The 21,220-nt window shown below is 66.1% G+C and carries 18 protein-coding genes; 12 read left to right on the forward strand and 6 right to left on the reverse strand.

The genetic code is table 11. The annotated features are described in order from the left end of the window. Positions 1-90: 90 nt before the first annotated feature. From ACE10W_RS41440 to ACE10W_RS41455, 4 genes are all read right to left on the reverse strand, one after another. Positions 91-873, reverse strand: coding sequence for a molybdopterin-binding protein (locus ACE10W_RS41440; protein WP_028174907.1), 783 nt, complete (start codon positions 871-873; stop codon positions 91-93). Between the two features lie 12 nt (positions 874-885). After that, the gene (locus ACE10W_RS41445; protein ID WP_304549657.1) at positions 886-1,515 is read right to left on the reverse strand and encodes a cytochrome b/b6 domain-containing protein; all 630 of its coding nucleotides are present in this window, start codon (positions 1,513-1,515) and stop codon (positions 886-888) included. A 182-nt stretch (positions 1,516-1,697) separates the two neighbouring features. Further along, positions 1,698-2,252: a fasciclin domain-containing protein gene (locus tag ACE10W_RS41450; RefSeq protein ID WP_011083338.1), complete on the reverse strand. Its 555-nt coding sequence runs from the start codon at positions 2,250-2,252 to the stop codon at positions 1,698-1,700. A gap of 316 nt (positions 2,253-2,568) precedes the next feature. Next, positions 2,569-3,330: an SDR family oxidoreductase gene (locus ACE10W_RS41455; RefSeq protein WP_304549661.1), complete on the reverse strand. Its 762-nt coding sequence runs from the start codon at positions 3,328-3,330 to the stop codon at positions 2,569-2,571. A gap of 100 nt (positions 3,331-3,430) precedes the next feature. Between ACE10W_RS41455 and ACE10W_RS41460 the strand changes: the two genes are divergently transcribed. After that, the gene (locus ACE10W_RS41460) at positions 3,431-4,960 is read left to right on the forward strand and encodes a malonyl-CoA synthase (protein ID WP_304549662.1); all 1,530 of its coding nucleotides are present in this window, start codon (positions 3,431-3,433) and stop codon (positions 4,958-4,960) included. Between the two features lie 303 nt (positions 4,961-5,263). Here the strand turns inward: ACE10W_RS41460 and ACE10W_RS41465 are convergent, their stop codons facing one another. Then, positions 5,264-6,124, reverse strand: coding sequence for a sulfite exporter TauE/SafE family protein (locus ACE10W_RS41465; RefSeq protein ID WP_304553941.1), 861 nt, complete (start codon positions 6,122-6,124; stop codon positions 5,264-5,266). A gap of 102 nt (positions 6,125-6,226) precedes the next feature. Between ACE10W_RS41465 and ACE10W_RS41470 the strand changes: the two genes are divergently transcribed. The 11 genes from ACE10W_RS41470 to ACE10W_RS41520 all read left to right on the forward strand — a co-directional run bounded on the left by ACE10W_RS41470 (position 6,227) and on the right by ACE10W_RS41520 (position 19,649). Then, positions 6,227-7,132 (forward strand): LysR family transcriptional regulator, encoded by a 906-nt coding sequence (locus tag ACE10W_RS41470; RefSeq protein ID WP_304549664.1) that lies wholly within the window; start codon positions 6,227-6,229, stop codon positions 7,130-7,132. Between the two features lie 417 nt (positions 7,133-7,549). Beyond that, positions 7,550-7,948: a succinate dehydrogenase, cytochrome b556 subunit gene (gene sdhC, locus ACE10W_RS41475; protein WP_011083343.1), complete on the forward strand. Its 399-nt coding sequence runs from the start codon at positions 7,550-7,552 to the stop codon at positions 7,946-7,948. Further along, positions 7,945-8,349: a succinate dehydrogenase, hydrophobic membrane anchor protein gene (gene sdhD / locus ACE10W_RS41480; RefSeq protein WP_011083344.1), complete on the forward strand. Its 405-nt coding sequence runs from the start codon at positions 7,945-7,947 to the stop codon at positions 8,347-8,349. Before sdhC ends, sdhD begins: the two co-directional genes overlap by 4 nt. A 3-nt stretch (positions 8,350-8,352) precedes the next feature. After that, a complete protein-coding gene (sdhA, locus tag ACE10W_RS41485; RefSeq protein ID WP_011083345.1) occupies positions 8,353-10,188 on the forward strand; it encodes a succinate dehydrogenase flavoprotein subunit in 1,836 nt (611 codons plus the stop codon). A 102-nt stretch (positions 10,189-10,290) separates the two neighbouring features. Beyond that, the gene (locus tag ACE10W_RS41490; RefSeq protein ID WP_011083346.1) at positions 10,291-11,073 is read left to right on the forward strand and encodes a succinate dehydrogenase iron-sulfur subunit; all 783 of its coding nucleotides are present in this window, start codon (positions 10,291-10,293) and stop codon (positions 11,071-11,073) included. A gap of 191 nt (positions 11,074-11,264) precedes the next feature. Further along, complete coding sequence (locus ACE10W_RS41495; RefSeq protein WP_304549667.1) at positions 11,265-13,418, forward strand: hybrid sensor histidine kinase/response regulator; 2,154 nt, start codon at positions 11,265-11,267, stop codon at positions 13,416-13,418. 52 nt (positions 13,419-13,470) lie between these two features. After that, positions 13,471-15,429 carry an ABC transporter ATP-binding protein/permease gene (locus ACE10W_RS41500; protein ID WP_028174915.1) on the forward strand — a complete coding sequence of 653 codons (1,959 nt, stop codon included), beginning with the start codon at positions 13,471-13,473 and terminating at the stop codon, positions 15,427-15,429. Positions 15,430-15,669: 240 nt separating this feature from the next. Next, positions 15,670-16,494, forward strand: a complete 825-nt coding sequence (locus ACE10W_RS41505; protein ID WP_038965090.1) for an FkbM family methyltransferase — start codon at positions 15,670-15,672, stop codon at positions 16,492-16,494. 24 nt (positions 16,495-16,518) lie between these two features. Further along, positions 16,519-16,905 (forward strand): VOC family protein, encoded by a 387-nt coding sequence (locus tag ACE10W_RS41510; RefSeq protein ID WP_304549669.1) that lies wholly within the window; start codon positions 16,519-16,521, stop codon positions 16,903-16,905. Between the two features lie 83 nt (positions 16,906-16,988). After that, positions 16,989-17,231, forward strand: coding sequence for a hypothetical protein (locus ACE10W_RS41515; protein ID WP_162494189.1), 243 nt, complete (start codon positions 16,989-16,991; stop codon positions 17,229-17,231). A gap of 186 nt (positions 17,232-17,417) precedes the next feature. Continuing rightward, the gene (locus tag ACE10W_RS41520; protein WP_304549672.1) at positions 17,418-19,649 is read left to right on the forward strand and encodes an OmpA family protein; all 2,232 of its coding nucleotides are present in this window, start codon (positions 17,418-17,420) and stop codon (positions 19,647-19,649) included. 191 nt (positions 19,650-19,840) lie between these two features. Here the strand turns inward: ACE10W_RS41520 and argG are convergent, their stop codons facing one another. Then, positions 19,841-21,178, reverse strand: a complete 1,338-nt coding sequence (argG, locus tag ACE10W_RS41525; protein WP_304549673.1) for an argininosuccinate synthase — start codon at positions 21,176-21,178, stop codon at positions 19,841-19,843. Between the last annotated feature and the right edge of the window lie 42 nt (positions 21,179-21,220).

Below are 21,220 nucleotides of genomic sequence, written 5' to 3' on the forward strand. Positions count from 1 at the left end.
AATAACGGGAAGGTGGTGGGCACGGCGCGTTGCGCCTTTGCCCACCCTACGGCAGCACTCGCTTCGCGAGCCCCGGAATGACTGCCTCAATCAGCTCCCGCTGAACGAATTATACCCCTGGTCTTCCCAGTAACCGCCCTTGTAGTCGTTGGTGACTTCCATCGAGACCACGTATTTCGGGTTCTTGAAGCCGAGCTTTGTCGGCACGCGGATCTTCATCGGGAAGCCGTAGGCGCGCGGCAAAATCTCGTTGGCATATTTGAACGTCATCTGGGTCTGCGGATGCAGCGCGCTGCGCATGTCGAGAGGCGAATTGTAGCCGTCCTTGTCGGCGCACTGGAACCAGACATATTTGGCGCGCGTGTCGGCGCCGATCAGCTTGAGGAAATCGCGGAGCGGCGTGCCGGTCCAGCTGCCGATCGCGCTCCAGCCCTCGACGCAGATGTGACGGGTGATCTGCGTGACCTGCGGCAACTTGTAGAGCTCGTCCAGCGTCCAGGACTTCTTGTTGTCGACGAGGCCGCGCACTTCGAGCTTCCAGTCCGCGGCCGAAACCTCCGGCGCGTCGTCGAGATCGTAGTAGGCGTTGAATGGAAACGGCTTCGTGATCGCGCTCTCGGGGAAGGTCGGCGCCAGCGCGTCGGGATTGAAGATGAAGGCCTGCACCGCGTCGTTGAACTTCGAGACCTGCGCCAGCAGCGTATCGGCCGAGGACGAGTCCACGACGTCGCAGCCGGTCAGCAGCGTCAGCGCGCCGAGGCTGGCGCCGCCCGCGATGAAGCGGCGACGGGTAAAATCCGGCATCGTCTTGATGGCGTCCTTGATGAGCAACCGCTTGTCAACGCCGGGGATCAGGAATGAACGCTTGGCCATCGCTATTCTCCCTTATCGCCCGATGATCATCGCGCGCAGGCTCTTCGGCACCAGCAGCGCGAGCAGGACGTGAATGACGAGGAAGGCGCAGATCGCGGCCATGCAGAAGAAGTGCACGTAGCGCGCGGTCGGATAATCGCCGAACAGGGTGACGAGCCAATGCAGCTGCACCGGTTTCCACATCCCGAGCCCGGACAGAACGATGAGAATGCCGACCACGATGATGCCGGCATAGAGCAGGCGCTGCACGTAATTGTAGACGGTGAGATCGTCATGGCCGAGCTTGAAGGTCAGCGCCGCCCTGACGTCGTGGAGCACGCCGGACGGGGTGATCGGCAGCAGCTTTTTGCGGAATCGGCCGGTGGCGAAGCCGGTGACGAGATAGGCAAGGCCGTTGATCATCAACAGCCACATCGCCGCAAAATGCCAGAGCAGGCCGCCGCCGAGCCAGCCACCAAGCGTGTACTCGCGCGGAAAACTGAAACCGAACAGCGGCGAGGCGTTGTAGATCTGCCAGCCCGACAGGATCATCAGGATCATGGCAAGAGCGTTGATCCAATGCATGAGGCGGACCCAGGCCGGCTGGACCACTTTGGCCGGGCTGGACCGGACCTGCTCGTCGGTGACTGTAAGGCTCGCCATGGTGGTTCCGTCCTGAACGTCGTGTGACACCGAATATACGCCGATGCGTCCGCTTTCGTTACGCCTGCGCACGACATCGAGTCGATGCCGGCAGGCTATGCTGGTCACAAAAATGCGAGCCGGGTGCCCCCGGCTCGCCGTCTCAAAGCACCCTGTCGGGGATGAAACAGGACGCCGCGGTGTTACGTCGCCGGCATCAGCACCGTGTCGACCACATGGATGACGCCGTTCGACTGGTTGACGTTGGAGATCGTCACCATCGAGGTGCCGCCCTTGGCGTCGACGATCCAGGTCTTGCCGTCCATCTTCTTCACCGTCAGCTCCTCGCCTTCGGCGGTCTTCAGCTTCTTGCCGTCGGTGAGGTCGGAGGCCTCGAGCTTGCCGGGCACGACATGGTAGGTGAGGATCTTGGTCAGCGTCGCCTTGTTCTCGGGCTTGACCAGATTGTCGACGGTGCCGGCCGGCAGCTTGCCGAAGGCCGCGTTGGTCGGCGCGAACACCGTGAACGGACCCTTGCTTTCCAGCGTCGGCACGAGACCGGCCGCCTTCACGGCCGCCACCAGCGTGGTGTGGTCCTTGGAGTTGACCGCGTTCTGGACGATGTTCTTGGACGGGAACATTGCGGCGCCGCCGACCATGACGGTCTTCTCCTCGGCGCGAGCGGGCGCGACGACGGTCGCGGTGATGGCGAGGGCGCTGAAGGCGGCGGCAGCGAGATAGGCAATACGCTTCGACATGGAGGGTCTCCCGATTGAATTGAGACCGGCAATGGCCGGTGCTTGAGTTGGGGCAACGACGGCGGCTGCGGCAGTTTGTCGTGAAGCAGCAGCGCGTCGTTGGACCGAACTACGGGAGGGTTTGCAAAGTGGTTTCGAGGAAAAATTCTTTGTGATGCGTGAAACTATGTGGGGGCGTGTCCGTGTGATGCGCGAACGCGCCACACATCTCAGGAGCCGTAGGGTGGGCAAAGGCGCGCTTGCGCCGCGCCCACCCTCTCGCGCTCGATTGAGATAGGCATGGTGGGCACGCTTCGCTTGGCCCACCCTACAAGACTCAATCCCTGTTGTTCGGCGTCTGGATGAACCCGCGATTATACGTCGGGCTGATCAGGAGCTCGTTGATGCAGACTCGCGCCGGCATCGATGCGATGAAGGCGATGGTGCGGCCGAGGTCTTCGGATTGCAGCATCCTGGCCTGCTCCTCCTCGCTCGGCACCACCGGGCGCTGCTTTAGGATGGGCGTCGCGACCTCACCCGGCATCAGGCAACAGGCGCGCAGGCCGTTGACGCATTCGTCCATGTTGAAGGAATGGGTCAGCGCCAGCACCGCGTGCTTGGTCGTGGTGTAGGCAGGACCCGGCATCTTCGAAACGTGCCGGCCGGCCCAGGACGAGACGTTGATGATCGCGCCGTCCTGCTGCTTGCGCATCGTCGGCAGCACCGCGCGCATGCAATAGAGCACGCCGTTGAGGTTGACCTGGACCAGCTTGTCCCAGCCCTCCAGCTCCATGTCCTTCCAGCTTCGCTTCGGGACATTGATACCGGCATTGTTGACCAGGAGATCGATACGGCCGTGCCTGGCGACGATCTGATCGGCCGTCTTCTGGGCCTCGGCCGCGTTGGACACGTCCAGTGCGATGGCCTCGGCCGCCCCGCCCGCCCCGATGATCTTGGCAACTACGGTATCCAGGGCATCCTTGCGGCGGCCCGAGACCACCACCGTCCAGCCGTCGGCAGCTAACGCCTCGGCGCCGGCCTCCCCGATGCCGCTGCCGCCGCCCGTGACCCAGGCCACGCGTTTCCCATTTTTGGTCATGCAAACTGTCTCCGTTGCTTCATCGGGGCGGTTTTTGCTAATCCAGCCCTCGGTTTTGACCGACCTTGTCTTACAAGCCTTGCGGTCGAGGAAATCTTGCATGAACCGAGCTGCCAACGCCAACCTGTTTTCCCGCCTGTTCGATGGCCTGGACGATCCCAAACGCCTCGCGATCGAGACGCATGACGGCGCCCGTATCAGCTATGGCGATCTGATCGCGCGGGCCGGGCAAATGGCGAACGTGCTGGTCGCGCGCGGCGTGAAGCCTGGCGACCGCGTCGCGGTGCAGGTCGAGAAATCGGTCGCGAACATCGTGCTTTATCTCGCCACGGTGCGGGCCGGCGCGGTCTACCTGCCGCTCAACACCGCCTATACGCTGAACGAGCTCGATTACTTCATCGGCGACGCCGAGCCGTCGCTGGTGGTCTGCGATCCCTCCAAGGCGGAAGGCCTCGCCCCGATCGCCGCGAAGGTGAAGGCCGGGGTCGAGACGCTCGGCCCCGACGGCAAGGGCTCGCTGACGGAGGCCGCCGACAAGGCAAGCAGCGCGTTTACGACGGTGCCGCGCGAAAACGACGATCTGGCCGCGATCCTCTACACGTCGGGCACCACCGGCCGCTCCAAGGGGGCGATGCTCACCCACGACAATCTCGCGTCGAACTCGCTCTCGCTCGTCGGCTACTGGCACTTCACCGACAAGGACGTGCTGATCCACGCGCTGCCGATCTACCATACGCACGGTCTGTTCGTGGCGACCAACGTGACGCTGTTTTCGCGGGCGTCGATGATCTTCCTGCCGAAGCTCGACCCTGACCTGATCATCAAGCTGATGGCGCGCGCCACCGTGCTGATGGGCGTGCCGACCTTCTACACCCGCCTCCTGCAAAATGCCGCGCTGTCGCGCGAGACCACCAGGCACATGCGGCTGTTCATTTCGGGCTCGGCGCCGCTGCTCGCCGAAACCCACCGCGAATGGTCGGCGCGCACCGGCCATGCCGTGCTCGAGCGCTACGGCATGACCGAGACCAACATGAACACGTCGAACCCCTATGACGGCGAGCGCGTGCCCGGCGCGGTCGGTTTTCCCCTCCCCGGCGTCTCCCTGCGCGTGACCGACCCCGAGACCGGCAAGGAGCTGCCGCGCGAGGAGATCGGCATGATCGAGGTCAAGGGCCCGAACGTGTTCAAGGGCTACTGGCGCATGCCGGAGAAGACCAAGGCGGAATTCCGGCCCGACGGCTTCTTCATCACCGGCGACCTCGGCAAGATCGACGGCAAGGGCTACGTCCACATCCTCGGCCGCGGCAAGGATCTCGTGATCTCCGGCGGCTTCAACGTCTATCCGAAGGAAATCGAGAGCGAGATCGACGCGATGCCCGGCGTGGCCGAGTCCGCCGTGATCGGCGTGCCGCATGCCGATTTCGGCGAGGGCGTCACCGCCGTGCTGGTCTGCAACAAGGGTGCCGAGGTCAGCGAAGCCTCCGTGCTGAAAGCACTCGACGGCCGGCTCGCCAAATTCAAGATGCCGAAGCGCGTCTTCGTGGTCGACGAGCTGCCGCGCAACACCATGGGCAAGGTGCAGAAGAACGTGCTGCGGGATACCTACAAGGATATCTACGCGAAGAAATAGACATCGCGTTGCTCCAAAACCGCACCGCACTCTCGCTGTCGTCCTGGCGAAAGCCAGGACCCATTACCCCAGGGAGAAGTTGCGGCACGAAGCTGGCAACCACGAGTCTTCGCCAAACCACTCCTTGGGGTAATGGGTCCCGGATCGGCGCTCGCTGCGCGAGCTTGTCCAGGACGACGCTGGAGTTCGCATAGCGCGCTCTCTCAACAACGTCATTGCGAGCGCAGCGAACCAATCCAGACTGCCGCCGCGGAGAGATTCTGGATTGCTTCGCTGCGCTCGCAATGACGGAGCTCGTGGCGTCTACTGCCCGCCCAACAAGCTCATCACAAACCGGCTGCCGACGATGAACAGGTAACACCCGAACGCTGTCTCCAGCGTGCGCTTCGACATCGCATGCGCGGCTCTCACGCCGAGCGGCGCGGTGACGAGGCTCATCGGCATTACCAGCACGGCACCGATCAGCGAGACATAGCCGAGCGCGAACGGGACTTGCAGCGCTGCGACGGCCGGATAGCTCGCCGCCGCCGGCCAGCCGGCATAGATGTAGCCGAGTGCGCCGGGGATCGAGATCAGCACCGCGAGCGCCGACGACGTCGCGACCGCCTGATGGATCGGCCGGCCGTAGAAGGTCATCAGCAGGTTCGAGAACAAGCCGCCGCCAATGCCCATCAGCGTCGACAGGATACCGACGCAGAAGCCGTAGATCCGCATCACCGGACCTTTCGGCAGATCGTCGCCGAGCTTCCAGGTTTCGCGCGCGAAGATCAGCCGCACGGCGGCCGACCAGGCGACGCAGACGAACACGATCTTGAACAGCCGCTCCGGCGCGTGGCGCGCGACCACGCTGCCGGCGACGACGCCGATCACGATCGGCAGCCACCAGACGCGCAGGATCGCCATGTCGACGGCGCCGCGCTTGTAATGCGCCTGGAACGAGCGGATCGAGGTCGGGATGATCACCGCAAGCGAGGTGCCGACGCAGAGCGGCATGCGCACTTCGAGCGGCACGCCGGCGATGCGGAAGCATTCGTAGAACACCGGCACGAGAATCGCGCCGCCGCCGATTCCGAACACACCGGCCAGAAATCCCGAGAGCGCGCCCGTTGCGATCAGCAGCAACGCGAGCTCCACGATCTCCCTGATATCAAGTCCCGCCATCAGCACGTCCAAAGCCTGTTCTCAACGATAGGGATAGACCCTTTCACATTGCGCTACTATCGGCGAAGCTGGATAGACTATCTTGCTGAAAACGGAAGGATGGCCATGGACCAGCTCGCGGCGATGGCGACCTTTGTCCGGGCTGTCGACAGCGGCAGCCTGTCCGCGGCGGCGCGGTCGTTGCCGAGCTCGCTGACGGCAGTGAGCCGGCAGATTTCGGCGCTCGAACAGCATTTCGGCACGCGCCTGCTGGTGCGTACGACGCGGCAGCTGGCGCTCACGGACGACGGCCGCATGCTGTACGAGCGCGCCAAGTCGATCCTCGGCGAGGTCAAGGAGATCGAGGAGGCGCTGGCGGGAAGCCGCCGCGAGCCGTCGGGGCGCCTGCGCGTGAGTGCGCCGACATTGATGGGGCGCCTGCTGATCGCACCGCTGCTGGGCGACTTTCTGCGCGCCTGTCCCTCGCTGTCAGTCGATCTGCTGCTGGTCGATCGCAACGTCAACCTGATCGAGGAGGACGTCCATCTGGCGCTTCGCGTCGGGCGCATTCCCGATTCCCAGCTCGTGACGCGGAAACTCGCGGAGGTGCAGATGATCCATTGCGCCTCGCCTGGCTACCTCGCGCGCCGCGGCGAGCCGCAGAGCCCGTCCGATCTGCCGCGGCATGATTGCCTGGTGTTCTCCGATGCGCCGGGTGCAGCGACCTGGCGATTCGGCCGCGACGCGAAGGGCGGATCGCGAATCAGGATAGCGGGACGGCTCTGGGTCAACAGTCTCGACGCGCTCGCCAGCGCCGCGGAGAACGGCGCCGGCATCGTCCGCGTGCCGTCATGGCAGGTGGAAAGGCAACTTGTTGAGGGGCGCCTGCGTCGTCTGTTGCGTGAGCATGAACCTGCTCCGGCTCCGCTCCACACGCTCTATCAGCCGTCGCGCCTGGGGTCGGCGAAGATTCGTGCATTCATCGATTTCCTGGTCGAGCGATGGCGCGGCAGCGATCCCCTCGGGCGCTGATTCCTGCGGCGGGGTGGGATGCAGGCCGCGCATATCCACCCGTCAAACGAAAAATCGGTGCGCGCGGCGGAAATCGAAATTGCCTCGCCGGCGATTCGTGCCGACGTGGGCGTCATGAACTGACTGGTTCGAACTCTGGCTGGCCCGCGGCGGCTTAGAGCCGTTCCAATAGTAATTTCAATGTGCCTCGGCCGTCGCCACAAAGGATGAATATACATTCTATTCTTTGTCGGCACACCATTGCTCTGGTATACCAAGCCCCTGATTGGCCTTGTTTCATCAACGCTGTAGCGCTGAACGGCGGTTCGATTTATGGCGATTTGGTGATTGCGCAGGCCAAATCGACTCCGTAAATAGAGCCGACCTTTCGCGATCCCCGCGCGCCCCCTGCTGGGCCGCTACACAACATCAAAGCCCATGACCGCACGGATCGAACGACCGCTTTCACCACACATGCAAGTCTACCGCTGGACGTTGACGATGGCGCTGTCCATCGTCCATCGCGCCACCGGAATCGCCCTCTATGCCGGAACCCTGCTGCTGGCCTGGTGGCTGATCGCGGCGGCCTCCGGCCCCGCCGCCTATTCCCACGTCCAGGCCTTCACCGGCAGCATCATCGGCCGGCTGATCGTGTTCGGCTACACCTGGGCGCTGATGCACCATATGCTGAGCGGCATCCGGCACTTCGTCTGGGACCTCGGCTACGGCTTCAAGGCCAATGAGCGCGAAGCGCTGACCTGGGGCGCGCTGATCGGCGGCATCGTGCTGACGGTGCTGATCTGGATCGTCGCCTACGCGATCGGAGGTGGACGATGAGCGCAACCGATACGCCGAAGCGCAGCATGCGCACCCCGCTCGGCCGCGTCCGCAATCTCGGCGCGGCGCATTCGGGCACGTCGGACTTCTGGCGCCAGCGCATCACCGGCGTCGCGATGGTGCTGATGATGATCCCGGTGATCGTGATCATCGTGATGCTGTTCGGCCGCAACCAGGCCTTCGTAGCGCAGACCATCGGCTCGCTGCCGATCGCCATCATCATGCTGCTCTTCATCTTCGCCAGCGCCTGGCACATGAAGATCGGCATGCAGGTGGTGATCGAGGACTACGTCCATAACGAGAAGCTGAAGCTCACGGCGATCATGCTCAACAACTTCTTCTCGATCGCCGTGGCACTCGCCTCGACCTACGCGATCCTGAAACTTTCATCCGGAGTGTAACCCATGGCCAACGAGACGAATGGCAAGGGCAACGGCGCTCCCGCCACCAACGGAAAAGCCTATCCCATCGAAGACCACACCTATGACGTCGTCGTGGTCGGCGCCGGCGGCGCGGGACTGCGCGCCGTGGTCGGCTGCAGCGAGGCGGGCCTGCGCACGGCCTGCATCACCAAGGTGTTTCCGACCCGCTCGCACACGGTCGCGGCGCAAGGCGGCATCTCCGCCTCGCTCGGCAACATGCACAAGGACGACTGGCGCTGGCACATGTACGACACCGTGAAGGGGTCGGACTGGCTGGGCGACCAGGACGCGATCGAATACATGGTGCGCAACGCGCCCGACGCGGTCTACGAGCTCGAACATTGGGGCGTGCCGTTCTCGCGCACCGAGGACGGCAAGATCTACCAGCGCCCGTTTGGCGGCATGACGTTGGACTTCGGCAAGGGTCAGGCGCAGCGCACCTGCGCCGCCGCGGACCGCACCGGCCATGCCATGCTGCACACGATGTACGGCCAGTCGCTGCGTCACGCGGCCGAATTCTTCATCGAGTTCTTCGCCATCGACCTGATCATGGACGACCAGGGCACCTGCCGCGGCGTCATCGCGCTCAAGCTCGATGACGGCACGCTGCATCGCTTCCGCGCCCAGACCGTGATTCTCGCGACCGGCGGCTACGGCCGCGCCTATGCCTCCTGCACCTCGGCGCACACCTGCACCGGCGACGGCGGCGGCATGGTGCTGCGCGCCGGCCTGCCGATGCAGGACATGGAGTTTGTGCAGTTCCATCCGACCGGCATCTACGGCTCGGGCTGTCTCGTCACCGAAGGCGCGCGCGGCGAAGGCGGCTATCTCGTCAACTCCGAGGGCGAGCGCTTCATGGAGCGCTACGCGCCGTCGGCCAAGGACCTCGCATCGCGCGACGTCGTCTCGCGCGCAATGACCATCGAGATCCGTGAAGGGCGCGGCGTCGGCAAGAAGAAGGACCACATCTTCCTTCATCTCGACCATCTCGATCCCGCGGTGCTGGCCGAGCGCCTGCCGGGCATCTCCGAATCCGCGAAGATCTTCGCCAATGTCGACGTGACGCGCGAGCCGATCCCGATCGTGCCGACCGTGCACTACAACATGGGCGGCATCCCGACGAACTATCACGGCGAAGTGCTGACCAAGAAGGACGGCGACGACAACGCCGTCATCCCCGGCCTGATGGCGATCGGCGAAGCGGCCTGCGTCTCCGTGCACGGCGCCAACCGTCTCGGCTCCAACTCGCTGATCGACCTCGTGGTGTTCGGCCGCGCCGCCGCGCTGCGGCTGGCCGAGAAGCTCACGCCCAACGCCAAGCAGCCCGAGCTGCCGGCGAACTCCGCCGAGCTCGCGCTCGGCCGCCTCGATCATTACCGCTACGCCTCCGGCGGCACGCCGACCGCAAAGCTGCGCGAAGGCATGCAGCACGTGATGCAGAGCAACTGCGCCGTGTTCCGCACCGGCGAAGTCCTGAGCGAAGGCCAGAACCTGATCGAGAAGGTCCACAGCGGCATCACCGACATCGCCGTGTCCGACCGCTCGCTGGTGTGGAATTCGGACCTCGTCGAGACGCTGGAGTTCGACAATCTGATCGCGCAGGCGGTGGTGACGATGAACTCGGCCGCCAACCGCACCGAGAGCCGCGGCGCCCACGCCCGCGAGGATTTTTCCGAGCGCGACGACAAGAACTGGATGAAGCACACGCTGGCCTGGCTGGACGATGCCGGCAAGGTCAAGATCGAGTATCGCCCGGTTCACGACTACACCATGACCAACGACGTGCAGTACATCCCGCCCAAGGCGCGCGTGTACTGATCGAACAGTAGCCGTCATTCCGGGGCGATGCATCGACCCCGGAATCTCGAGATTCCGGGTCTGGTCCTTTGGACCATCCCGGAATGACGAAAGGTTAGAGCAATGGTTGAATTCGCACTTCCGAAGAACTCCAAGATCACCGGCGGCAAGACCTGGCCGAAGCCCGCGGGCGCGACTGACGTTCGCGAATTCCGCGTCTATCGCTGGAATCCGGACGACGGCAAGAATCCGAGCGTCGACACCTACTACGTCGACACCAATGATTGCGGTCCGATGGTGCTGGACGGCCTGATCTGGATCAAGAACAACATCGACCCGTCGCTGACCTTCCGCCGCTCCTGCCGCGAAGGCGTCTGCGGCTCCTGCGCCATGAACATCGACGGCCAGAACACGCTGGCCTGCACCCGCTCGATGCACGACGTGAAGGACGGCGCGGTGAAGATCAATCCGCTGCCGCACCAGCCGGTCGTCAAGGACCTCGTCCCCGACCTCACCAATTTCTACGCGCAGTATGCCTCGGTCGAGCCGTGGCTGAAGACGACCTCGCCGACACCGCAGAAGGAATGGCGCCAGAGCCACGAGGACCGCGAGAAGCTCGACGGCCTCTACGAGTGCATCCTCTGCGCCTGCTGCTCGACCTCGTGCCCGAGCTATTGGTGGAACAGCGACCGCTATCTCGGCCCCGCCGCGCTGCTGCAGGCCAACCGCTGGGTCTCCGATTCGCGGGACGAGGCGACCGGCGAGCGGCTCGACAATCTCGAGGACCCGTTCCGGCTCTACCGCTGCCACACCATCATGAACTGCGCCAAGGCGTGCCCGAAAGGCCTCAACCCGGCGGAAGCCATCGCCGAGCTCAAGCTCAAGATGGTCGAGCGGCAGATCTAGACCTGATCCATGCTTCGATCCCCGGCCGAGATGGCCGGGGCCTGCTACGGCCGGCGTCAATTTGAGTAGATTTTTCCGCCAACCCGCGCCGCGGGCGATTATCTGGAATTGCAACCACCGGTTCCGGTCATAAGCGGCTTCCTTCCCAGCGGGAAATTCAGTTAAGCTCGGGTCCAGGGACCGGAGCGACTGTGCAGGGTGCGCAACGCAATTCGCTGAAGCTGTTGCAGTGGATGATGGCGGCATCCCTGGCATTGCCGATTGCCCTGTTCGCGATCGCCGCCACGATCTCCTACACATCGACCAAAGATATCGCCGACCGCGAGATCGAGCGCACCCTCGACGTCGCGCATGAGCACGCGCTCAAGGTGTTCGAGACCATCGACCGCAGCCTTGCCGAGCTCAACGAGGTCGTGCGCGGCCTCCCCGACGACCTCATCCGCGCGCGCGAACCGGCGCTGCACCGCCGCCTGAAGCGGCTGGCCGATTCGCTGCCGCAGCTCAAATCGGCCTGGATCTTCGATGCGAACGGAAAGGCGCTGGTCAACAGCCTCGCCTCGCCGCCGCCGGAGCTGAGCTTCGCGGACCGCGACTACTTCTACGCCCATGTCGACCAGGCCATCGGCACGTTCATCGGCATGCCCCTGACGCCGCGTCCGCCCTATCAGGGTGCGCGCTTCTTCGGGATGAGCCGCCGCCGCGACTCCGACGACGGCAGCTTCATCGGCGTGATCCAGGCCTCCGTCCTGCCGGAATATTTCGAGAGCTTTTACGCCAGGATCGGCTCCGATCCCGGCAGCTTCTTCGCGATGGGTCGCGCCGACGGCGTGGTGCTGGCGCATTTTCCGCGGCTCGACCGCGACCTCCGGCTCGATCCAGGCGGGCCGGTCGGCCGCCAGATCGCCGCGCGCCCCGCGCACGGGCTCATGACCATCGCCTGGCCGTCAGACGGGATCGAGCGCCGGCTCGGCTACAGGCGCATCGCCGAGTATCCGATCTATGTCAGCGCGGGGCTCGAGACCTCGGCGATCCGCGCGCGCTGGCTCGCCACAATGGGCCAGCATCTGGTGTTCGGCGTTCCCGCGACCGCACTGCTGTTCCTGCTGCTCGCGTTCGCCTTCCGGCGCACCCAGCATCTCCAGACCGAAGCCGCAAAGCGGCGCGAGGCCGAGGAGGCGCTCAAGCACAGCCAGCGCCTGGAGGCGCTGGGCCAGCTCACCGGCGGCGTCGCACACGACTTCAACAATCTGCTGACCGTGATCCGCGCCTCCGTCGACCTCTTGAACCGGCCGCAACTGACGGAGGAGCGGCGGCAGCGCTACATGACCGCGATCGCGGATGCGGTCGCGCGCGCCGCCAGGCTGACGTCGCAGCTCCTCGCCTTCGCGCGGCGCCAGACCCTGAAACCGGAGGTGTTCGACGTCGGCGAGCGGATGCAGTCGCTGCACGACATGCTCGCTACCCTGCTGGGACCCGCGATCGAGATCGCGACACAGCTGCCGGCCGAGCCGTGCCTCGTCAATGCCGATGCCAGCCAGTTCGAGACGGCGCTGATCAACATGGCGACCAATGCGCGCGATGCCATGCAGGGCAAGGGCCGGATCAGCTTCAAGGTCGAGGTGGCGACGACCGTTCCGGACACGCTGGCGCATCTTCCGGGCGGTCATATCCCTGACAGCAATGGCTTCGTCTGCGTCGTCGTTAGCGATACCGGAATCGGCATTCCGGCCGCGCGCCTCGGGCGCATCTTCGAGCCGTTCTTCACCACCAAGCAGGTCGGCCACGGCACGGGTCTTGGCCTTTCCCAGGTGTTTGGCTTTGCCCGGCAATCCGGCGGCGAGGTGACGGTCACGAGCGAAGTCGGCCAGGGCAGCACCTTCTCGCTCTATTTGCCGCGCGTGCCGGCGGACCTGCTGCCGCAGCAGCAGGCGCCCAACACGGCGCCGGCGCAGCCGGGCAGCGGCATGTCGGTGCTGGTGGTCGAGGACAATATCGAGCTCGCCAATTTCGCCGCCGATGGGCTGACCGAGCTCGGCTACAGCATCACCCTGGTCGACAACGCCGCCGACGCGCTCGCCGAGCTGGTCGTGGACACGGATCGTTTCGACGTCGTGTTCTCGGATGTGGTCATGCCCGGCATGACCGGGCTCGAACTGGCGCGGGCGATCCGCGATCGCGGCATCGGCGCACCGGTCGTGCTGACCACCGGCTACAGCGAGGCGCTGGCGCAGGACGGCAGCGACGGTTTCGAACTCGTGCAAAAGCCCTATTCGATCGAGGAGCTGTCGCAGATCCTCCACAGAGCCGCGCGGCTGCGGCGGGTACGCGGTGGCGCGGCCGAATAGCCCGGCCTCGGAACCGCAGGGAACCGACTGATTTCCCTTGCGTTGTCCGGCCATGCAAAAACCGGCCGGGAAGCGCGAACAGGGCAAGAAGCCGCCCATCATCGAAATCGAGGGCGAGACTGGCGAGGACGTGGCTCCGCCCCCGCCCGAGGAGCTCGAACCCGATCCCGAGCTGTCACCTGAGGAGGCCGAGCAGGCGCGCAAGGATTATCTGCTGACCCGCTTCTGGATCAGCGCGCGCGGCTTCTGGGGCCGCAACGGCGATCGCCTCGCCTGGCCGTTCTCGATCGGCCTCGGCATGCTGATCGTCCTCACCGTCGCCTTCCAGTACGGCATCAATGTCTGGAATCGCGCGATCTTCGACGCCATCGAGAAGCGCGATGCGACCAGCGTGTTTCATCTCACCGCGGTGTTCGTGCCGCTCGCGATCGGCAGCATCGTGCTCGGCGTGGCCCAGGTGTTCGCGCGGATGGGCATCCAGCGGCGCTGGCGCGCCTGGCTCACGGCGAGCGTGCTGACGCGGTGGCTCGCCAACGGGCGTTACTACCAGCTCAACCTCGTCGGCGGCGACCACAAGAATCCCGAATACCGGATCGCGGAGGATCTGCGCATCGCGACCGATTCGCCGGTCGATTTCCTCGCCGGCGTCACCTCGGCACTGCTGTCGGCGGTGACCTTCATCGTCGTGCTCTGGACCATCGGCGGCGCGCTCACGATCGCGCTGGGTGGATCGACCATCACCATTCCCGGCTTCCTCGTGATCGCCGCGATCCTCTACGCCGCGATCGCATCGAGCTCGATCGTGGTGATCGGCCGCCGCTTCGTGCAGATCTCCGAAGACAAGAACCAGGCCGAGGCCGATTTCCGCTACACCCTGACGCGGGTGCGCGAGAACGGCGAGAGCATCGCGCTGCTCGGCGGCGAGGAGGAGGAGCGCGGCGGCATCGACCGCAATTTCACCAACGTGCTGCGGCAATGGGCGCGGCTCGCCGGCCAGCACATGCGCACCACGCTGGTGTCACAGGGATCGAACCTCGTTGCACCGGTGGTGCCTCTGCTGCTCTGCGCACCCAAATTCCTCGACGGCAGCATGACGCTCGGACAGGTGATGCAGGCGGCCTCCGCCTTCACCATCGTGCAGGGCGCGTTCGGCTGGCTGGTCGACAATTATCCGCGGCTGGCCGACTGGAACGCCTGCGCGCGCCGCATCGCCTCGCTGATGATGTCGCTGGACGGCCTCGAGCGCGCCGAGCAGGGCGACGGCATCGGCCGCATCAAGCGCGGCGAGACCAGCAACGAGGCGATGCTGGAGCTGAACGACCTCTCGGTCACGCTCGACGACGGCACCGCCGTGGTCGGCGAGACCGAGGTGGTGATCGAGCCCGGCGAGCGCCTGCTGGTCGCCGGCGAATCCGGCACCGGCAAGAGCACGCTGGTGCGCGCCATTGCGGGGCTGTGGCCGTGGGGCGGCGGCAGCGTCAATTTCCATCCCGACCGGCGGCTGTTCATGCTGCCGCAGCGGCCTTACGTGCCCTCCGGATCCCTGCGCCGCGCGGTCGCCTATCCCGGGGCCGAAGACGACTGGACCGTCGACGAAATCGGAGAAGCCCTGCACAAGGTCGGCCTCGACCATCTCAAGGAGAAGATCGAGGAGGAAGGACCGTGGGATCAGACGCTGTCCGGCGGCGAGAAGCAGCGCCTCGCCTTCGCTCGGCTCCTGCTGCACAACCCCGACATCGTCGTCCTTGACGAGGCGACCTCGGCGCTCGACGAGAAGAGCCAGGACAAGATGATGAAGATGGTCACCGACGCGCTGCCGAAGGCGACCATCGTCAGCGTCGCGCACCGCGTCGAGCTGGAGGCCTTCCACAGCCGCAAGATCGTGCTGGAGCGGCGCAAGGGCGGCGCCAAGCTCGTCAGCGACATCGACCTGATCCCGCGCAAGGGCCGGCGCAGGCTGCTCGGCCGCTTCCTGCGCCCGCGCAAGCCAGCGCCGACAAGGGCGGCGTGAAGCGCTTCTCTCTCCCTCGTCGTCCCGGACAAGCGCAGCGAAGCGGAGCGCCGATCCGGGACCCATACCCACAGGGAGAGACTTGGCGAAGACTCGGAGTGGGAGTTTGGCGTCACGACTCCTCCCTGGGGTTACGGGTCCCGGGCTCGCTTCGCGCCCCGGGACGACACCGGTGATCGAGCGTTGGAGTCCCCGGCAAAACCGGCTATGCATGCGCCGCTTGCAACGAGGACCACCTGCTTGACGACCGACAACGCCCCTTCGTCCGCGCCGTTCGGCACGTTTGCGCCGAATGCGGCGCAGGCCGCGATCATTCGCCTCGCGACGCAATCGGGGCTGAAGCGCGGCGCGTTCCGGCCCTGGCTGTCGCGGCTGGTCAATCTGCTGCGCGGCGGTCCGGTCGACGTGCAGTATCAGGGCGCCTCGTTCCGCTTCTACCACCAGGGCAGCGCGACCGAGCGCGGCGCGCTGTTCAACCCCGACTACAATCTCGACGAGCTCGACTTCCTGCGCCAGCATACCCCGGCGGGCGGCGTGTTCGTGGACGTCGGCGCCAATGTCGGCACGTTTGCCCTGGTGATGGCGCGGCAGGTCGGGCCCGCAGGCAAGGTGATCGCGATCGAGCCGCATCCGCTGACCTTCGGACGTCTCTCCTTCAACCACGCCGCCTCGAAAGCGACGCAGGTCCGCCTGGTGCAGGCCGCAGCAGGCGACAGCGACGGCGAGCTGATGATCGAGAGCGGCGGCGGCAATCTCGGTGCCACCCACGTCGTCACCGGCACGGCCAGCGCCGATGCGATCAAGGTCCCGTCGCTGCGCTTGATGCGCATTCTCGACGAGGCCGGCGTCACGCAGGTCGACGCGCTCAAGATCGACGTCGAAGGCTTCGAGGACCGCGTGCTGACCGGCTTCTTCCGCGACGCGCCGCAAGCGCTGTGGCCACGCGCGGTGGTGATCGAGCATCTGTCACAAAAGGAATGGCAGCAGGATTGTATTGCCGACATGGTCGCGCGCGGCTTTGCGATCGCACGCAAGACACGAAGCAATACGTTCCTGTCACGCTGACAGGGGCGAACAACGGAGGTTGCGATGATCGACCATTTGGGTTTCTCCGTCTCCGACTATGAGCGCGCGAAAGCGTTCTATGCCAAGGCGCTGGCGCCGCTCGGCTACAGCCTCATCATGGAGGTCACGGCGGAGCAGACCGGCCACGATCCGGCCGCCGGCTTCGGTGCCGACGGCAAGCCGGATTTCTGGATTGGCGGCGAAGGCGCCATGAACAAGCCGGTGCATGTCGCGATCGCGGCAAAGGACCGCGCCACGGTCGACGCCTTCTACAAGGCGGCAATCGCGGCCGGTGGTCGCGACAACGGACCGCCCGGCATCCGTCCGCACTATCATCCGAACTATTACGGCGCCTTCGTGCGGGACACCGACGGCCATAACATCGAAGCCGTCTGTCACGCGCCCGAATAGGCGCGCCCCGCGACGACGCGGCAAGGAACATCGGCGCGGCATCGCCGTTGTTGTCCTCTGGACAACCGAACTCGATGATGCCGATGCCGATCGAACCGCCCGAGATTCCACCGGCAACACCGGGGACTCCCACCGAGCCGCCGCCTGGAATTCCGCCGGGCAATCCTCAGCCCGAAATCACGCCGCCGGTGCACGAGCCCGGCGAATCACCGCGGCCCGACGAATTGCCGGGCCGCATGCCTGAAGAGATTCCAACGCGCGGGCCGAACGGGCCGCTCACTCCCGGTCCTGCGACGGACGCAACTCCGCGGCGGGATCACATATGAGGCGAACCATCGCATGTGAGGCGATTGCAACCCACGCCTGAATGCGCAATGAACGTCGGCATAATGAGGTGATTTGCGTGCAGAAATAAATCGGGCCGCGCCCGCTTTGCTCGCCACAATGCGGCCTAACGCGTAGCTGTTCATCCCACCACTTCGTCAAAGAACCTTCCGGGGAAGTTCACCACTATGACCAATCTTCGTTTCGTGCTGCTTGCCACCACGGCTCTGACCGCGATGCAATTGGCAAACACCGCATCGCATGCGCAAGGCGCTTCGCCGCTCGTGGTCGCGCAGGCCCAGCCTCAAGAGACGGGCCCTGACGGAAAACCGAAGCAGCCGCCGAAGGGACCGCCAGGGGCTGCGCCGCCTGCTGCGCCCGCGCGCCCGGCCGCTCCGCCGCCCGCCGCTGCGCCGCCGCACCCGCCCGCTGCGCCTCCGCCGGCCGCCGCGCCGCCGCGCCCCGCGGCGCCGCCTCCGCCTCCGCCTGCGGCACGTCCGGCTCCGCCGCCCCCGCCACCGCCGCCTGCAGCTCCGAAGCAGCCTTCGCCGCCTCCGGCCGCGGCCCCGCAGCAGCACGCCCCGACACCGCCGCCTCCGGCTCCGCCCGCAGCACGTCCGGCGCCCACGCCACCCGCGCCGCCGCCCGCCGCAGCTCCACAGCACGCGCCGCCGACTCCGCCTCCTCCCGCGGCACGTCCGACTCCGACACCTCCGCCGCCGCCTCCTGCAGGCCCCGCGGCGCGGCCCACGCCTGCGCCCACAGCGACGCCGACGCCCGCGGCTCCTCCGCCCGCAGCGCCGACGGCCCGCCCCGGCTCGCCTGCGCCGGCAGCCACTCCCGCTCCGACGCCGACACCCGCACCGACAGCAACACCTGCGCCGACCGCGACGCCGGCTCCGGGCAGCACGCCCGGCGCTCCGCCGGCCGGACGCCCCGGTGCACCGCCGCCCGGCGTACGGCCCGGTTCGCCCCCGGCTGCAGGATCACCGCCAGCTCCAGGCGCTACGCCCGCTCCAACGACCACGCCGGCACCCGGCGGCACCGCGACGCCGCCATCCGGACGTCCGGGTCCTGCACCGACGCCCGCGCCCGGCGCGGCGACCCCGGCTCCGACGGCAACGCCGGCCCCCGGCGGCGCTCTGACGCCGCCGCCCGGACGTCCCGGTGCGGGACCGACGCCAGGACCTCAGGGTGGAACGCCGCCCGCCGGCGCGCCCGCTGCCGGAACTCCGGCTGCGCCGCCCCAGGCCGGCGGCCTCCCGGCCCGGCCCGCGGCTCCTGCCGGTGCCGCAGCGCCGAGCACAGTCCCGGGCTCGGCGGCCGCAACGCCGCCGCCCAACAGGGCGCAATTCGCTCCGCCGACGGTTACGCCTGCCTTCCAGGCCGCGCCGACAGTCGTCGCACCGCTGCCACCTCCGCCGCGTCCGCCGCAGCGTGACCTGACGCCGCTCGCGATCGGTGCGGGCGTCGTGGCCGGCGCCGTGATCGGTGCGACCATCGCCGACCTGCACAACCAGCGACGCGAGTCCATCGAAGGCGGCCGCACCGTCTACACCGAGCCGGATCGCATCATCATCCGCGATCCCGGCGGGCAGGCCTACGTCCGCGGCAACGATCTCTATCGCTTCCGCTATGGCGCCCGCGACATCCGCACCGACACCGTCGGCGGCGATACTCGCACCGTCGTGATCCGTCCCGACGGCAGCGAGATCATCACCGTGGTCGCTCCCGACGGTCGGTTGCTGCGGCGAATTCGCAGGGACCCCGGCGGGCGCGAGCTCATCATCATCGACAACAGCTACCGCGATCCGCAGTCGGTCGGCGGCTTCTATGTCGACGCGCCGCCGCCGGTCGTGAACATTCCCTACGATCGCTACATCGTCGACGCGGAGGAGGCGTCGCCGGACGTGATCTACCAGACCATGGAGGCACCGCCGGTGCAGCGGATCAATCGGCGCTACACGCTCGACGAGATCCGCTACAGCCCGAATATTCGCATGCAGATGCCGAGCATCGACGTCAACACGATCACCTTCGAGACGGGTTCGTGGACGATCCCACCGGATCAGGCGGCGAAGCTGCAAGTGATCGCCGACGGCCTCAACCGTGCGATCCAGGCCAACCCGCGCGTGGTGTTCCTGATCGAGGGACATACCGACGCGGTCGGCAACGAGGTCGACAATCTGTCGCTGTCGGACCGCCGCGCGCAGTCCGCGGCCGAATTGCTGACCCAGCAGTTCGGTGTGCCTGCGGAGAACCTGACGTCGCAGGGCTATGGCGAGCAGTACCTGAAGGAGCAGACGCAGGGGCCGAGCGCGATCAACCGGCGCGTCACCGTCCGCAACATCACGCCGCTGCTCAACGGCGGTCAGGCCTCGCTGCCACCGCCCCCGCCCGGCACCGCGCCGCCGCGGTAACGGCACACACAAACGCAAAATGGCCGGGTGAAATCCCGGCCATTTTTGTTTTCGTTGTTGCGCGCGACGTTGCGGCACATCGCGCAATCGTAGGGTGGGCAAAGGCGCGCGAGCGCCGTGCCCACCACTATCTCGGACGTGGAAGGATGGTGGGCACGCTTCGCCTTGCTCACCCTACGGCTACGAAAATCTCAGCCCTTGTCGTTCTCCAGCCGGAAGATCTGCGCGCCTTCGCTGCCCGAAAGCAGGCCGGTGTCCGTATAGAGCTTCAGCTTGGTGCGCGTGTCGGCGATGTCGAGGTTGCGCATGGTGAGCTGACCGATGCGATCGGCCGGCGTGAACGCCGCGTCCTCGACCTTCTCCATGCTGAGCCGCTCCGGCGCATAGGTGAGGTTCGGGCTTTCCGTGTTCAAAATCGAATAATCGTTGCCGCGGCGCAGCTCGAGCGTCACCTCGCCGGTGACGGCGCGCGCGACCCAGCGCTGCGCGGTCTCGCGCAGCATCAGGGCCTGCGAATCGAACCAGCGGCCCTGATAGAGCAGGCGCCCGAGACGCATGCCGCTGATGCGGTACTGCTCGATGGTGTCCTCGTTGTGAATGCCGGTGACGAGGCGCTCATAGGCGATGTGCAAGAGCGCCATGCCGGGCGCCTCATAGATGCCGCGGCTCTTGGCCTCGATGATGCGGTTCTCGATCTGGTCGCTCATGCCGAGGCCGTGGCGGCCGCCGATCGCGTTGGCTTCGAGGAACAGCGCGACGGGATCGGTGAAGGTCTGGCCGTTCAGCGCGGTGGGCTGGCCTTCCTCGAAACGCACGACGACCTTCTCGGCCTTGACGTTGCAGTCCTCGCGCCAGAACGGCACGCCCATGATCGGGTTGACGATCTTGATGCCGCTGTCGAGGCTCTCGAGATCCTTGGCTTCATGCGTGGCGCCGAGCAGATTGCTGTCGGTCGAATACGCCTTCTCGGCGCTCATCTTGTAGGCGAAACCCTGGGCAGTCATGAACGCCGACATCTCGGCGCGGCCGCCGAGCTCGTCGATGAACTGCTGGTCGAGCCAGGGCTTGTAGATGCGCAGGCTCGGATTGGTGAGCAGGCCGTAGCGATAGAAGCGCTCGATGTCGTTGCCCTTGAAGGTCGAGCCGTCGCCCCAGATGTTGACGCCGTCCTCCTTCATCGCCGCAACCAGCATCGTGCCGGTGACGGCACGGCCGAGCGGCGTGGTGTTGAAATAGGTGATGCCGCCGGTCGAGATGTGGAAGGCGCCGGACTGGATCGCGGCGATGCCTTCGTGGACGAGCTGCGTGCGGCAATCGACCAGCACGGCCTTCTCGGCACCGAATTCCTGCGCCTTGCGCGGGATCTCGTTGTAGTCGGCTTCATCGGGCTGGCCGAGATTGGCGGTATAGGCGTAGCAGCGCGCGCCCTTCTGCTTCATCCAGAGCAGCGCCGCGCTGGTGTCGAGCCCGCCCGAAAACGCGATGCCGACTTTCTCGCCCTTGGGCAGGCTTTTCAGGATCGTGGTCATGGGGCTTCCAATCGGGTCTCAAAGGGTCTGATTTCGGGGCGA

The sequence above is a fragment of the Bradyrhizobium sp. B025 genome, assembly GCF_042257955.1.
GTDB classification, from domain to species: domain Bacteria; phylum Pseudomonadota; class Alphaproteobacteria; order Rhizobiales; family Xanthobacteraceae; genus Bradyrhizobium; species Bradyrhizobium diazoefficiens.